Origin of the sequence: Coprococcus aceti (genome assembly GCF_025567285.1) — a bacterium.
GTDB classification, from domain to species: domain Bacteria; phylum Bacillota; class Clostridia; order Lachnospirales; family Lachnospiraceae; genus Coprococcus; species Coprococcus aceti.
Map to the genome: position 1 here is coordinate 390,854 of NZ_JAOQJT010000001.1, position 14,590 is coordinate 405,443.

Consider the following 14,590-nt stretch of genomic DNA (forward strand, 5'->3'; position numbering starts at 1 on the left):
ATATTTATGAATTCAATCAATATAGCAGCTTGTATAGTTGCGTTTTTACTTGGGGTGGTGCTTTTCACTCTGGCGAATGAGATCATACTCAAACTGCCGAACAATGAGAATATCTTCAAGGGAAAGCCGAAGAGTTTTGAGAAGTTTTCTCCGAGATGTCTGTTCATACAGATCCTTGGTGGAGTGTTCGGAGTGCTTATGGTGTGGCAGTTTGATGTGAGCCTTGAGGCGGTCACGGTATTCCTGTTCTTTGGACTGCTGACTATCATCACATTCATAGACGCGGACACCATGGAGATACCATTTGTGCTGAATGTATGCATACTGGTGCTTGGAGTTGCATCCATCTTTACAAGAGGCGGATTTTCTCTGACAGGCGGTGATCTCTCACTTGTGAGCAGGCTCATAGGAATGATATGTGTGAGTCTTCCACTGTTCCTGATAGTGCTGGTCATTCCGGATGGATTTGGCGGAGGAGATATCAAGCTCATGTTTGCCGCAGGATTCTTCCTTGGCTGGAAGGCAACCGTCATAGCATTCTTCATCGGACTTATCATTGGTGGATGCCAGGGCGTGATACTTCTTGCAAGGCGTAAGAAAGGCAAGGACGATCATTTCGCATTTGGCCCGGCGCTCAGCGTTGGCCTGATGATTGCGACATTTGTGGGATCACAGATGATGAACAGCTATATCAATATGATCAAGGCATCATTCTACGCGTAGAGTGATGAATCCATGAAAAAGAAATAGTGCTGGTGTATAAGTGATAAAAAACTTATACATCAGCACTATTTTTTATGATAGTATTCAAATGTAATTGCCTATTGTATATTTTCCATGTGAGGGATATACTGTAAAGAGCGTGCAATTTAACGCGTTAAAGCTTTTAATTGAGAAAGAAGAGCAATTATTAAGAGAGGTTAGGAGTTACGATTATGCCAATCACAGATTACTTAGAGAGAAATGCCAGAGAATATGGAAATGATGTCGCTCTGGTAGAGATAAATCCTGATGTGCAGGAGACGAGAAGGGTTACATGGAGAGAGTATGAACTCATAGAGTCTAATCCTACATGTCAGTACAGAAGAGAGATAACATGGAGCGTGTTCAACGAGAAGGCAAACAGATTTGCCAATCTTCTGGTGTCACGTGGAATCCAGAAGGGAGACAAGGTAGGTATCCTCATGATGAACTGCCTTGAGTGGCTTCCAATATATTTCGGAGTGTTGAAGACGGGAGCCATAGTGGTTCCGTTCAACTTCAGATACGATGCGGAGGAGATCAAATACTGTGTAGAGCTTGCAGATGTTGACGTGCTTGTATTTGGCCCTGAGTTCATCGGACGTATAGAGGCTGTCGTTGACGAGATAGCTGAGAAGAGAATCCTCTTCTATGTGGGCGGCAATTGTCCTACATTTGCAGAGGACTATGACAAGCTGACATCCAACTGCTCAAGCGTGTTCGAGAAGAGAGACATCAAGGACAGTGATGATGCGGCTATATATTTCTCATCTGGAACAACAGGATTCCCAAAGGCTATTCTGCACAACCATGAGAGCCTGATGCATGCGGCAAAGGTCGAGAATGTACATCACGGACAGACAAAGGATGATGTGTTCCTGTGTATTCCGCCACTGTACCACACAGGTGCCAAGATGCACTGGTTTGGAAGTCTGATAGTGGGCGGAAAGGCAGTTCTGCTCAAGGGAGTAAGCGCCAAGACTATACTTCAGACTGTAAGCGACGAGAAGTGTACTATAGTATGGCTTCTGGTGCCATGGGCTCAGGACATACTGCTTGCCATAGAGAACGGAGATGTACATCTGGAGGATTACGAGCTGTCACAGTGGAGACTGATGCACATCGGAGCACAGCCAGTGCCACAGAGTCTTATAAAGAAATGGAAAGAGATATTCCCTAACCATCAGTACGACACGAACTATGGACTTTCAGAGTCCATCGGACCGGGTGCTGTACATCTGGGAGTAGAGAACATACATAAGGTCGGAGCCATCGGTGTGCCGGGCTACGGCTGGCAGGCAAAGATCGTGAATGAGGACGGAACAGAGGTTGAGCAAGGCGCAGTCGGCGAGCTTATCCTCAAGGGACCTGGTGTCATGACCTGCTACTACAAGAATCCGAAGGCGACAGAGGAGTGCCTGAAGGACGGCTGGCTGTACACAGGAGATATGGCTATGCAGGACGAAGATGGATTTATTTATCTTGTAGATAGAAAGAAAGATGTTATAATCAGTGGTGGAGAGAATATCTACCCTGTACAGATAGAGAACTTCCTCAGCAAATACGAGAAGATCAAGGACGTTGCGGTCATCGGTATCGCAGATGCCCGTCTCGGAGAGATCACAGCGGCTATCATAGAGGTAAAGGATGGCATGACCTGTACAGAGGAAGAGATCAACGAGTTCTGTAAAGAACTTCCAAGATATAAGAGACCAAGGAAGATCATATTTGAGCACGTTCCGAGAAATGCTACAGGTAAGATAGAAAAGCCACTTCTCCGTAAGATGCACAATAGTGAGAACCTGGTAGCGGCAGAAAACAACGCATAGTGAGATACTTGCCGTAATACAGCACAGAAAGGACAAAAAAGATGAAGACACCATTTATTACAAAGGCAAAGGCAGAAGAGATCATCAAGGAGATCCCTACACCATTTCACATTTACGATGAAGAAGGAATCAGAGAGAATGCGCGAAAGCTTTACAAGGCGTTTTCATGGAATAAAGGATTCAAGGAGTATTTCGCTGTAAAGGCTACTCCGAACCCAACAATACTCAAGATCCTCAAGGAAGAGGGCTGCGGAACAGACTGTTCATCACTGACAGAGCTTATGATGTCAGACAAGATGGGATTTAAGGGCGATGAGATCATGTTCTCGTCCAATGACACCCCTGCCGAAGAATTCGTGCTTGCAAAGAAGCTGAACGCAACCATCAATCTTGACGATTTCACACACATTGATTTCCTGGAGAAGGCAGCAGGAATTCCAGAGAAGATCTGCTGTAGATTCAATCCGGGCGGAAAGTTCTCCATATCAACCACCATCATGGACAACCCTGGTGATGCAAAGTATGGTATGACAAAGGATCAGATCATCGAGGCATACAAGATCCTCAAGGCAAAGGGCGTGAAGAGATTCGGAATGCATGCATTCCTTGCCAGCAATACAGTGACAAATGAATATTATCCAACACTTGCAAAGATTCTGTTTGAGACAGCAGTTGAGATCAAGGAGAAGACCGGAGTGAAGCTTGACTTCATCAACCTGTCAGGCGGAGTTGGAATCCCATATACACCGGACAAAGAGCCAAATGACATCATGGTCATCGGCGAGGGTGTCAGAAAGGTATATGAGGAAGTGCTTGTACCGGCAGGCATGGGTGATGTAGCTATCTTCACAGAGCTCGGACGTTTCATGCTGGCACCTTACGGGCACCTGGTTACAACAGCCATTCATGAGAAGCACACACACAAGGAGTACATCGGAGTGGACGCATGTGCAGTCAACCTCATGAGACCTGCCATGTACGGTGCATACCATCATATCACAGTTCTCGGCAAGGAGAATGAGCCATGCGATCACAAGTATGATGTGACAGGCTCGTTGTGCGAGAACAATGATAAGTTCGCTATAGACAGAATGCTTCCAAAGATCGACATGGGAGATATCCTTGTCATCCACGACACAGGAGCACACGGCTTTGCCATGGGCTACAACTACAACGGCAAGCTGAAGTCAGCAGAGGTTCTGCTCAGACCGGACGGCTCATTTAAGCTTATCCGCCGTGCAGAGACACCTGAGGATTACTTCGCAACCATCAAGGATTTCTGGAATGTAGAGCTGTAACAGGCAGACCATAGATAAGCATAGAAAACCGGCAGTATATGAGTTGAAGTCCAACTGTATACTGCCGGTTTTCTATGTGCATGAGCTGCGTTACACTGTCACCTCGAAGCAAATATAATTCTGTCCGGATATGGTTCGGTTATCCAGACATATCTTTCCCTCATATTCATCCACAAGCTTTTTCATGTTCGGAAGACCATATCCGTGATGCTGCTTGTCGATGGTCTTGGTTGTGTAGCCGTAGGTAAACATATTTCTTCTAAGATCAGAGCTCAACACAGGACCTTTGTTCATGGTGCTTATGATGATCTGGTTCTGACTGCTGTCAAGAGACAGGGTGGCAGATCCCGGAGCATCTACAGCCTCCAGAGCATTGTCTATTAATATTCCAAGTATACGTATAATCTCATATTCGGGCATACAGCTTTTCAACGTATGCTGTCTGACTATCACATTCAGAGTCTTTCCGTTCTTTTCGGCATTGATCATCTTGCTATATATAAAACCGGCGACAACAGACAGATTGATGCGAAGCAGCTCAGACTCACGGTATTCAGATACCATATTGTCCGAATAGTTTATCAGGGCATTTTTCAGAGACTCATAATCCCTATAGGTGTATGGAAGCATTCTGACTGCCGTCAGATGGTTATCAAAGTCGTGCTGTTTGCTTCGCAGATCCTTTATCAGATCAGCCATCATAGGCTGATAGGTTTTAAAGCATTCCAGGTCGTGCTGCTGCTTTCCTATGGTTCGCTGCTGTCCCAGAATGATGATATCCGAGAGAATGACCACAACCGCAAAGCATGATATCACAGGTATATACACCGAAGTGTCGATGAAACTGAATTTGTATAGCCCGGTCTCGATCATATACACAACATACAAATGAATAGACAGGAATTTGATAATTCCACTGCCGCCCATGAAGGTTTGGAACACACGGTTCATAGGCGCATATCTGCACAGAGCCACTGAGATCAGAAATGAAAATACAGCACAGGAAATGGACAGGTATATCTCTTTGTTCACACCCAGACGTGTCATACCCATGATGATGATATCCTCAAGAAAAGCCGCATACAGATATTCAAGAATATACGCCATCAATACATAAAAATATCTGGTCTTCATAATATACAACAGCATGAGATAGGACAGCAGGCATAATGCCAGCCATCCAAATGCATTTGGGAAAATTAAGGAAACTGCATTCCCGAGTATAAGGTAAGCAGCCATTCCAATAATTGGGTGGCGCATATCCCGGAATTTTCTTCCGATGAGGGCAGATATAAAAATAACATCCTTCATTGTTTCCAATGTAAAGCATAGGAGATCAATTATAGAATTCGGCATTTCAAATACTCCTTATCATTGCTAAGCCTGTTCAACGTGTTTGTGCGCAGTTGTGGAAGCCTTAAGTCTGTGACCAAACTCTGTGGCATATTTGCGGCCAACCGGTATCCATTGATAGTCCGGTGTGTCAAGCGATACCATGGCGGTAACCTTGTCGTAGGTATCCACATGATGAAGGTTTACGATAAAGCTCTTGTGGCAGCGCGCAAAATACGATGGAAGAGAGTCCGCAAATACAGAGAGTCGTGTTCCTGTGGATATAAATAGTCCGGTGGTTGTGTGGACATGCATGTTTCGCAGCTCGGATTTAATGTATAGTATATTGTCTGGTCTGATCCTGGCAAGTACACCATCTCTGTCGGTAAGCTCTATTGGTTCCTCCCTGATCAGAGAAAGGTTCAGGAGCTTGGAGACAGATTCTATCAGATCCTGCTGTGAGTAGGGCTTGACCAGATAATCGTAGCAGTTGGTCTTGTGGATCGCTCTGGGAGCTTCGTTTACAAGAGCTGTCACGTACAAAATAGGAGTTGTCTGATAACGCGGATTCCTCCGCAATTGTTCTCCCAGCGTTATTCCGTCCTTATCCGGGTCGGCGCCAAGCTGTATATCCAGCAGAAAAAGCTGGATGCTGTGCGAATCTGCCAGAGCCAGAGCATCATCATAACAGGCGGCCTTCAGACATTCTATGTCGGGGAAGCTTTCTTCTATTATTTCTGCCAGACCATTTAATTGTGCCACATTGTCTTCAACTACCAAAGCTCTCATTATAAAAGACTCCTTCCTTCTATGTGTTGTATTTTAAACCATTACTTCAAAACGCACCAGAGTATCATCCAGAAGATAATCGTTTTCCAGATATATTTTTCCATTATATTTAAATACCAGACGCCTGAGATTGTAAAGACCAAGACCGTGCTTCTGACGATCACAGGTCTTGGTGGTATAGCCTGCCGTGAAAAGCTTTGCTCTGATCTCGGGTGTTAGCAGAGGACCTTTGTTCAGAGTGGTGATGATGATCCTGCCGTCCCGGCTATCTAGGTGCAGAGTCATACTATCGTGCTCAGATATGGCCTCCAGTGCATTGTCGATGAGTATTCCCAGAACCCTGACCAGCTCATATTCAGGCATCCGGCTCTCGAGCAGATAGCTGTGAACGACAATATTCAGCTTTTTGTGCGCCTTTTCTGCCTGCTTTTGTTTGCTGTATATAAACCCGGCGATCACGAACATGTTGATTTTCAGAAGCTCGGTGGTTCTGTATTCGGATATAACCTCATCTGAACTGCTGATAAGAGCCTCCTTTAATGAACTGTAGTCGGTGTGTGTATATGGAAGCATTCGAATACCGGTCAATATATTGTCAAAGTCATGCTGCCTTCCCGTGACGTCCTCAATCAGATCATCCATCATAGGCTGATAGACGTTGTAATTTGCCAGATCGTGCTGCTGCTTGCTGATGATCTGTTGCTGGCTGAGGATTACTATGTCGGTGATGAGGACTATCACGGTGAAAAATGAGATGAGGGGGATAAGTGCATTGATATTAATTGCACTGTACTTTGACAGTCCTATTTCTACCATATAGAGAACATATAAATGCAATATGAGATATTTAGGGTACAGAGATCCTTCCATTAACAGTAAAAACCATTTATTCAGATTGATGAAACGACACAATATTAAAATTAAAATAGTAGATATTGCAGATCCAAGAAAAGATGAAAAAGCCTTATCCTGAATGCTGAATCGGTTAAAAGCCATAACAACTATATCCTGAATAAGGCTAAGCAAGGCATAGGATAAAACATATGCTATTGATGATTTGAAAAATGATACATGTAGTATGTAAGAAAAAGTGATAAAGCAGCATAAACACAGAATAATCCAGCCTAAGGCGTTAGAAAAAATATATGAGAGCACAGAGCATATAAAAAAATTACTGGATAGAGCAATAAAGGGATGACGCATTTTCTTTATTGGTATACCTGAGAGAGAGGATATAAGAGTAAGATAACAAATAAGTTCTAACAAAAAACAAAGCTGTTCAATAATTATGTCAGGCATATTTTCACGCTCGCTTTCCCGCAAATAATAAGAGATTTTAAAACATTATATGAGAGTAAAAAAGCTTAGTCAATTGTCGTTTATGACATGATAGATACCGTTTATGACAAATTAAGTAAAATATATTGCAATCTAAGTAGTTGTATGATAAAAGAAAAGTGGAGGTGGTCGAATAGAGAATCTAAATAAAAGATTGAGCAGGTATTTGGTAAAGGCAATTGAAGGCGATGAGTACGATTCCGAGTCCGACAGGACAGCAAAGATAGGATATTCGTTACAGAAAATAATAGATGATATAGAAAAGTTTCTTATCATTATTCTGATATCAATAATATTTGATACAACCAAAGAAGCTCTGGTTTGTATGTTGGTAATATCTTTAACAAGGAAATTTATGGGTGGAATGCATATGACAACCTGGTTTGGATGTACGATGATGACAACTATGGTGTATTCTTTAGCGATAATAGGCGGAAAAATATTTCATTTCAGTTTACTTATGCAGAGTGCAAGTATTTTGTTATGTGTGCTTATGGTTATTTTATATGCACCGTTACCATCAGAACAACGTCCCAAATATATAGGGAAGAAACGTATAAATATAAAAATAAGATGTATAGCTGGATTGATGGTCTCGGCTGTTTTGAGCGTAATTATGAAATCTTATAGCAGTACGATAACATGTATTTTGCTGCTTGAGATAATAGAGGCAATCTTGGTTGTATGTAAGAAATCAATATTGCCAGATATTAAGAAGGGAGGCGAGAAAAATGTCTGGTAGCAAGGTAAGAGCAGTGCTTGGTGACATACTAGAAGATTTGGCTGGAGACATAATTAAATTGACTGGATGCCAGAATCATTGGGGAGAGATAGAACTCCCAGAGTGTCTCAGGAATATCGATTCGCAGAAAGAGAAAAAGTAAAATATCCTGAAGAGTTGAGCTTCAGGATATTAGAAATATCAAGACAATCATTTGCTGGAAAAATCTTGATAAGCGGATTGTACTATCAGACACAGAAAAGTACAATAGCAAAATTGTTAAAAGTGGCAAAAGTGGAGTAAATACCGTAGATAATTAATTAGGAGGGACAAAAGGTTATGAAGAAGTCAATGAAAACAAAGCTTGCGATGTTTGCTGTCGCAGGCGCAATGGCGGTGTCAGGAACAGTGGGAATTGCAGCACCGGCTAAGGCGGGTAATACAACAAATGATGAGTTTAAATATAACAGTAATTCGCCAGCTGGAATAAGCAGATGGAGAGATAAAGAAAATGCCACAAAGGTATATATATATCCGACTACAGGGCCTGTAGTGGACTATAGAGTACAGGGAAAGGCTGGAGTTACAGGCACGGCTAATTATAGATCTGCATACGTGACCATACCAAGAGGCGTAGAGGCAAGTGTAACGAATTATGTATATGAAAACGACGAGAATTACGCCAGACTTCGCATGACGAGAAGATCAACAGTAACAGGTAAAATTACATCGGGATGGTGGAGTCCAGATTCTACGAAGGTATATACAGTATATCCTAAATAGATGAGAAAAAATGTGTTGGCTGTGCCTGTTGCTACAGGCACAGCTTGATTAGAGGTAATGTGTATGAATAGTAAAAAAACAGTGCTGGTTGCAGCAGGAATCTGTATTGTCTTGCTGGGGTTGGCTTTTGTCAATAACAATCTTGAAAAAAATAAGAAAAAACCATATGAAAGAAATACAGAAAATAGTGATACAAGTGAAACTATATCTGAAACTGATGATCAGACTGATAGCGAACCAACAACCGAAGAATCTAAAAAGATATCTATCGTTTCAGGAGATGTTGGGAATAACGATGAAGAAAAGAATTGGAAGAATACTGCGGGAGATAATATATTTAATAGTGACGGAGTAAAAGTAGAATGTCTGTCTGTTGATGTGGTTGAGGATACTGATATTGTGAAACAGACAAAGTATTCTGCAGAATGTTTTAAGACTGGTGAATTACCGGATCCAGATTTTATTGAAAAAATTACAGATATGGAAGCCGTATTTGAGCAGGCTCCCGATTATGAAAAATTATATAATTCTCCAGTGGAAAATGAAGATGATATGAATAAGCTCCGTGAAATGCAGGAAAAGTACAAGGATTTGCTGGAAGAAAATACAAAGTATATACATCCGAAGACCAGATATTATTTTGTTAAATGCAGGATAACGAATGAAAATGAGGAAGCTGTAGATAAGGTTCTAAGCTTTTATACGCAATTTGTTTTGTCAAATAAATCGCAGATGTGGAATGTAGACAACCAGGTGTATTTTGATAAATCAATTCATATGGTAGGAGATGACAGGGCAGACTGGTTTTTCTTAAGAACGCTTGAGCCTGCGGAGGTTCTGGAGTGCACATTAGGGTTTGAGGTTAGTGACAGTTATAACGGAAGCGTAACTCTGTATATTGGAGAGCCGCCATTAACTGATGAATTATTTGATCCTGATTCATACCCGGATCTTGTGAAGCTTGACAATATACCGAGAGAACGATGAAATAAACAGCAGTCAGATGGAGGCTTTCAAGTATGATAAAAAGAATAGTCTGTGTAATAGCTGCCTGTATAATTGTGTTTTGGAGTGGACGAATATATAGTGTAAATCTCATGCAGCGAAAGACTGACATTACATATAACTATGATGAGATAGAATTTCAAGGTTATAAATTGGTTTTGAAAGAGGCACATATTTATGGTAAGAAGGAATTTGAGCAAAGGTTTAATGCTGAGATTCCGTATATAGAAAGTGTCAGAGTGTTGTGTGCAGGTTTTACTGTTACGAATAACACAGGAGCTGATATTGGTTGGGATGAGGTTATGGAACTGTTCAATTGTGGATTTCAGACGGATACATGGGCAAGCTCAATAAGTCCATCAGTGGAAAGACAAATGAATATTTTTGATTCTGAATTGTTCAAGGCTGGGCAAAGACAGGAGATATGGTTTGGAACGGTGATGACTGAGGCGTCTTTTAAAGAAAAAACATGGAAAAATATATATGACATGGATTATTATTATGTCTTTTGTATAACTCCAGATAAAATAAAGGTGAAATTAGATTTGGTGGAGGATTGATGGACGTGAAAAGTATCCGATTCGAGATAGAAAGAGCAATGAGAAGCATATGGATTTATATTAGTATTTTAATAGGTGTGTTTATAGGAACCTTAGATCTTTGTTTATTTCACAGCATTTATAAAACGGATGGTACATCAAGTCTTATACAGGCCTGGATAGGGACGGATTATAAATTTGCTTATAATTCATTGTTTTATATATTGTTTCCGATTATTGCCTGTATGCCGTATGCAGGAACATATTATTCGGATATGAATAATGGTTATGACAAAAATATATGTATACGGTCAACCAGAATCCAATATATGTGTTCAAAAATGATAGCTGTATATCTTTCGTCATTTATAGCAGTTACAGTTCCACTCTTGTTTAATCTGTTTTTGGCGGCTGGTTTTTATCCTGATAACAGTCCCGAGAGACTGACTTTTATGGTTGCAGGGGTAATAGACTGTAATATGTTCCCATATTTATTCCAATGTCATCCTGTTATATATTGTCTGATTTACATATTGATAGATGGAATTATGGGTGGACTGTTGGGGATGGTGGCGGTATGTATATCAAGATGGGTGGACAGCAGATTTTCAGCAATTATGGTACCTTTCGTATTGTATGTGGTGGTTGGCGTCGTGCTTTCTGAGCAGGATTTAGGTGGTTGGTCTCTATATGGAATTGTCAATCCCATACAGAATGCTTTGGTGTTATGGTATCAGCCGATCCTGGTATTTATGGCAGTTATAATGGTGAGCGTAATAATAACCATAATTTACTCAAAAAAGAGAGATATATTGTAAGCTCGTAGTGGTGAAGACCGGAGGAGTTAATAGTGAAAATTGGTAGACTGTTGATAAGAGATATAAGATCAGGAGCATTGACAAAATGGTATTTAGTATTTTTACCAATTGCTTTTGGCGTGTGCCGTGGTATTCAGTGTGCTTCGATTATAGACAGCATGATAGATGATGGGCAAATGTACACATACGGAACTGTGATTGATTATATTATGTTTGCTATGCAGGGAATGAGCGTGTATAAATTTAATCCGACAGAGTATTTCTCTATTCCAATATATTGGTTTATATTTCAGATGGGTGCATTTTATATTGTTGCATATTATGCATTTGATGATTTTAAGAAAAATGGTAGGGCTGTATTTGTTGCGCTAGGAGAAAGAAAATCATGGTGGCTGGCCAAGTGTTTATGGTGTAACATCATGGTACTTTTTTATTTTGTGGTGGCTTATATAAGTGTGGTGGTGATGGCGTGGCTGAAAGGTGCAAGTATGATGTTTGCGGTTACTCAGGAATTCGTAACAGCACAGTTCAGTCCTAATGTTTTTAGTATGACACATGCGGATATTATATTGGTGTTATTTATACTGCCATTTATTGTGACATTAGCATCGGCAGCAATGCAGATGATGCTGAGTTTTTTGATCGATCCTGTGATAAGTTTCGCAGTTACGTGTTCGGTATATGTTATATCAGCTTATTATACAGTGTGGTATTTGTGTGGAAGCTATACGATGTGGATACGAAGCTCGTATGTAGACGAAAACGGGGTGTATCCTGTTGGAGGTATTATATTTTCTATTACTATAATTGCAATATCATATATAGTGGGCAGAATCTATTTTGATGGACGAGATATCATTTGAGAAAAAAGGAGAATACATATGAGCGAGATAAGGATAGAAAATCTGAATAAGAAGATAAAGGGTTCAGTTATACTTAATGATATCAGTCTGACCATGACTCCGGGCAGGATATATGGACTCCGTGGAAAGAATGGCTGTGGCAAGACAATGCTTATGAGAGCTATATGTGGTCTGCTCATACCTGATGGAGGACACATATATATAGATGATGAGGAGCTCCACAGGGACATAAAGTTTCCACGGAGTATAGGTGCTCTGATAGAGAATCCGTCATTTCTGCCTCAGTACACAGGCTTCAGGAACCTCAGGCTTCTGGCAAAGCTCATGGGAGGGATCAGTGATGACGATGTCAGATATGCCATAGAGAGGACAGGTCTTGATCCGGATGATAAGAGGGTATACAGAAAGTATTCCCTTGGAATGAAGCAGAAGCTTGGCATAGCAAATGCAATCATGGGAGAGCCGGATGTCATAGTGCTGGATGAACCTATCAACGCACTTGATGAAGAGTCTGTAGATAACATAAAGAAGGAGCTGCTGAAGCTGCGTGATGGAGGAAGTCTTATAATCACTGCCTGCCACGACAGGGAGGAGCTGGAATATCTGTGCGATGAGATATATGAGATGAAGGATGGAAGGATAGTACAATAAATGAACATAAAAAAACATCTGCTGCGAACTCCTGTATACCTGGGATCGCAGGGCAGATGTTTATTTTTTTGTAAGAAGAATTATAAGTGTTTTCAAAAACTGCTATATGGGTTATAATACTTTCGATTAAGCCTTTACAGGTTCAGGATAATCAACACCGAAGGTCTCGACTGTTACAGTCTTCATCTTCTGTTCCTGACGAGGCTTGTCATTGTAGTCAGTTGGCACATTTGCAATCTTGTCTACGATGTCAAGTCCCTCGATAACCTTACCGAAGGCAGCGTAAGCACCGTCCAGATGAGGAGATGTCTTATGCATGATAAAGAACTGTGAACCTGCTGAGTCAGGCATCATGGAACGGGCCATTGACAGCACTCCGGGAGTGTGGGCCAGATCGTTCTTGAATCCGTTCTGTGAGAATTCACCTTTGATTGAGTATCCAGGACCGCCGATGCCGATTCCCTGAGGGTCTCCACCCTGTATCATGAAGCCTTTTATTACACGATGGAAGATTATTCCGTCATAGAAGCCTTTCTTGATCAGTGAGATGAAGTTGTTTACAGTGTTTGGAGCAATGTCAGGATAGAGTTCTGCTTTCATGACATCGCCATTTTCCATAGTGATAGTAACTATTGGATTTGCCATGTATATCATTCCTTTCTTGGTATAAGATAGGGTAATGATAACATCAGTTAACAGAACAGGCAAATGAAATTTGCAGATACAGAAGGAGAAAGAGATGGATTGGAGAAACATAGCAAGACCCGTTATTATAATAGCGCTGGCGGTATGTCTGGTGCTGTTCGGGGTATACAAGGTTAAGGAGACGTATACCGGATTTATGCAGGAATATGAGGGCACCTACAGTGCCGGCGGCGGAGAGAAGATCGAGGTTACCATACCTGAGGATACATCTGTCAAGGAGGCAGCATCTATACTTAAAGATGCGGGGCTTATAAAGTATAAGCTTGCATTCCAGCTCAGAATGACCGGCTCGCAGTACAGCCACAGTCTTCAGCCGGGTACTTACACACTCACAACAGGTATGTCGACATTGGATATGATAAAGACTCTGTGTTACGTGGAGTCGACCAGAGAGGTAAAATATACACTGACAGTTCCTGAGGGATTTACGGTTGAACAGATCGCTGACAGATGCGAGGAGCTGGGCTTCTGCTCTGCAAAGGAGTTTCTTGAGGCGTGCAAGTCGGGAGAGTTTGAGTATCCGTTTGAGATACCTTCATCGGAAGTCAAGTACGCATTACAGGGCTTCCTGTTCCCTGCTACTTACGACATATATGCAGATATGACTCCAAAGGAGCTCATACAGGACATGATAGACAAGTTTAACAGCATTTACACAGATGACTTCAGGAAGAAGGCAGAGGAGCTTGGATATACAGATTTTGAGGTTCTCACCATGGCTTCCATAGTTGAGAAGGAGTGTAAGCTGGATTCAGACAGAGCGATGGTTGCGGGAGTATTTATCAACAGATTGAATGATGACATGCCTCTTCAGGTAGATCCATCTGTTCTCTATGTTGTGACTGACGGTCAGTACAATCAGGCAGAACTGTCATATGATGATCTGGAGGTTGATTCACCGTACAATACCTACAAGTACACAGGACTTCCTGTCGGCCCTATATGTAATCCGGGCGAGGCATCCATAGAGGGTGTCCTGAATGCGGTTAAGCATGATTACTACTACTACCTGACATCAGATGAGAGCCAGGGAGCATGTATCTTTAATAAGACATACGAGGGACATCTTGCTGACATAGAAAAGGCTGATGCAGCCAAGGCGGAAAAGGAAGCTGCAGAGGGTGATGGATCAGAAGATGGCTCCGATGAAAGCACTGATTCAGAGTAAAAAAATATAG

Annotated in this window: 17 protein-coding genes; 13 read left to right on the plus strand and 4 right to left on the minus strand. The window is 41.7% G+C overall.

What is annotated here, in order from left to right:
* Positions 1-6 precede the first annotated feature (6 nt).
* From OCV54_RS01750 to OCV54_RS01760, 3 genes are all read left to right on the plus strand, one after another.
* Positions 7-723: a prepilin peptidase gene (locus OCV54_RS01750; RefSeq protein ID WP_055222412.1), complete on the plus strand. Its 717-nt coding sequence runs from the start codon at positions 7-9 to the stop codon at positions 721-723.
* A 212-nt stretch (positions 724-935) separates the two neighbouring features.
* A complete protein-coding gene (locus OCV54_RS01755) occupies positions 936-2,570 on the plus strand; it encodes a class I adenylate-forming enzyme family protein (RefSeq protein WP_055146095.1) in 1,635 nt (544 codons plus the stop codon).
* 41 nt (positions 2,571-2,611) lie between these two features.
* Positions 2,612-3,868, plus strand: a complete 1,257-nt coding sequence (locus OCV54_RS01760; RefSeq protein WP_055222413.1) for a diaminopimelate decarboxylase — start codon at positions 2,612-2,614, stop codon at positions 3,866-3,868.
* A gap of 90 nt (positions 3,869-3,958) precedes the next feature.
* On the opposite strand, the gene OCV54_RS01765 is transcribed toward OCV54_RS01760, so the two are convergent.
* The 3 genes from OCV54_RS01765 to OCV54_RS01775 form a co-directional block, all read right to left on the minus strand.
* A complete protein-coding gene (locus OCV54_RS01765; protein WP_262563220.1) occupies positions 3,959-5,179 on the minus strand; it encodes a sensor histidine kinase in 1,221 nt (406 codons plus the stop codon).
* Positions 5,180-5,245: 66 nt separating this feature from the next.
* Positions 5,246-5,989 carry a LytR/AlgR family response regulator transcription factor gene (locus OCV54_RS01770; protein WP_022217447.1) on the minus strand — a complete coding sequence of 248 codons (744 nt, stop codon included), beginning with the start codon at positions 5,987-5,989 and terminating at the stop codon, positions 5,246-5,248.
* A gap of 33 nt (positions 5,990-6,022) precedes the next feature.
* Entirely contained in the window at positions 6,023-6,805 is a 783-nt protein-coding gene (locus OCV54_RS01775; protein WP_172674910.1) for a sensor histidine kinase, read from the minus strand.
* Positions 6,806-6,827: 22 nt separating this feature from the next.
* On the opposite strand from OCV54_RS01775, the gene OCV54_RS01780 reads away from it, so the two are divergent.
* From OCV54_RS01780 to OCV54_RS01820, 9 genes are all read left to right on the plus strand, one after another.
* Positions 6,828-6,962, plus strand: a complete 135-nt coding sequence (locus tag OCV54_RS01780; protein WP_262563221.1) for a hypothetical protein — start codon at positions 6,828-6,830, stop codon at positions 6,960-6,962.
* 519 nt (positions 6,963-7,481) lie between these two features.
* On the plus strand, positions 7,482-8,069 hold the full coding sequence (locus tag OCV54_RS01785) for an accessory gene regulator B family protein (protein WP_055222416.1): 588 nt from the start codon (positions 7,482-7,484) through the stop codon (positions 8,067-8,069).
* Positions 8,070-8,135: 66 nt separating this feature from the next.
* On the plus strand, positions 8,136-8,351 hold the full coding sequence (locus OCV54_RS01790) for a hypothetical protein (protein WP_156329433.1): 216 nt from the start codon (positions 8,136-8,138) through the stop codon (positions 8,349-8,351).
* 36 nt (positions 8,352-8,387) lie between these two features.
* Entirely contained in the window at positions 8,388-8,831 is a 444-nt protein-coding gene (locus OCV54_RS01795) for a hypothetical protein (RefSeq protein ID WP_055146110.1), read from the plus strand.
* A 63-nt stretch (positions 8,832-8,894) separates the two neighbouring features.
* Positions 8,895-9,818, plus strand: coding sequence for a hypothetical protein (locus OCV54_RS01800; protein ID WP_055222417.1), 924 nt, complete (start codon positions 8,895-8,897; stop codon positions 9,816-9,818).
* 32 nt (positions 9,819-9,850) lie between these two features.
* Entirely contained in the window at positions 9,851-10,396 is a 546-nt protein-coding gene (locus OCV54_RS01805) for a hypothetical protein (protein ID WP_055146116.1), read from the plus strand.
* The gene (locus OCV54_RS01810) at positions 10,396-11,193 is read left to right on the plus strand and encodes a hypothetical protein (protein WP_055222418.1); all 798 of its coding nucleotides are present in this window, start codon (positions 10,396-10,398) and stop codon (positions 11,191-11,193) included. The genes OCV54_RS01805 and OCV54_RS01810 overlap by 1 nt, the downstream gene beginning before the upstream one ends.
* A gap of 32 nt (positions 11,194-11,225) precedes the next feature.
* Positions 11,226-12,056, plus strand: a complete 831-nt coding sequence (locus OCV54_RS01815) for a hypothetical protein (RefSeq protein ID WP_055222419.1) — start codon at positions 11,226-11,228, stop codon at positions 12,054-12,056.
* A gap of 18 nt (positions 12,057-12,074) precedes the next feature.
* Positions 12,075-12,707 carry an ABC transporter ATP-binding protein gene (locus tag OCV54_RS01820; protein WP_055146125.1) on the plus strand — a complete coding sequence of 211 codons (633 nt, stop codon included), beginning with the start codon at positions 12,075-12,077 and terminating at the stop codon, positions 12,705-12,707.
* A 126-nt stretch (positions 12,708-12,833) separates the two neighbouring features.
* On the opposite strand, the gene OCV54_RS01825 is transcribed toward OCV54_RS01820, so the two are convergent.
* On the minus strand, positions 12,834-13,352 hold the full coding sequence (locus tag OCV54_RS01825) for a peptidylprolyl isomerase (RefSeq protein WP_015534342.1): 519 nt from the start codon (positions 13,350-13,352) through the stop codon (positions 12,834-12,836).
* Positions 13,353-13,446: 94 nt separating this feature from the next.
* Here OCV54_RS01825 and mltG point away from each other — a divergent pair, with 94 nt between their 5' ends.
* Positions 13,447-14,580: an endolytic transglycosylase MltG gene (gene mltG / locus OCV54_RS01830; protein WP_055146128.1), complete on the plus strand. Its 1,134-nt coding sequence runs from the start codon at positions 13,447-13,449 to the stop codon at positions 14,578-14,580.
* Positions 14,581-14,590: the final 10 nt, after the last annotated feature.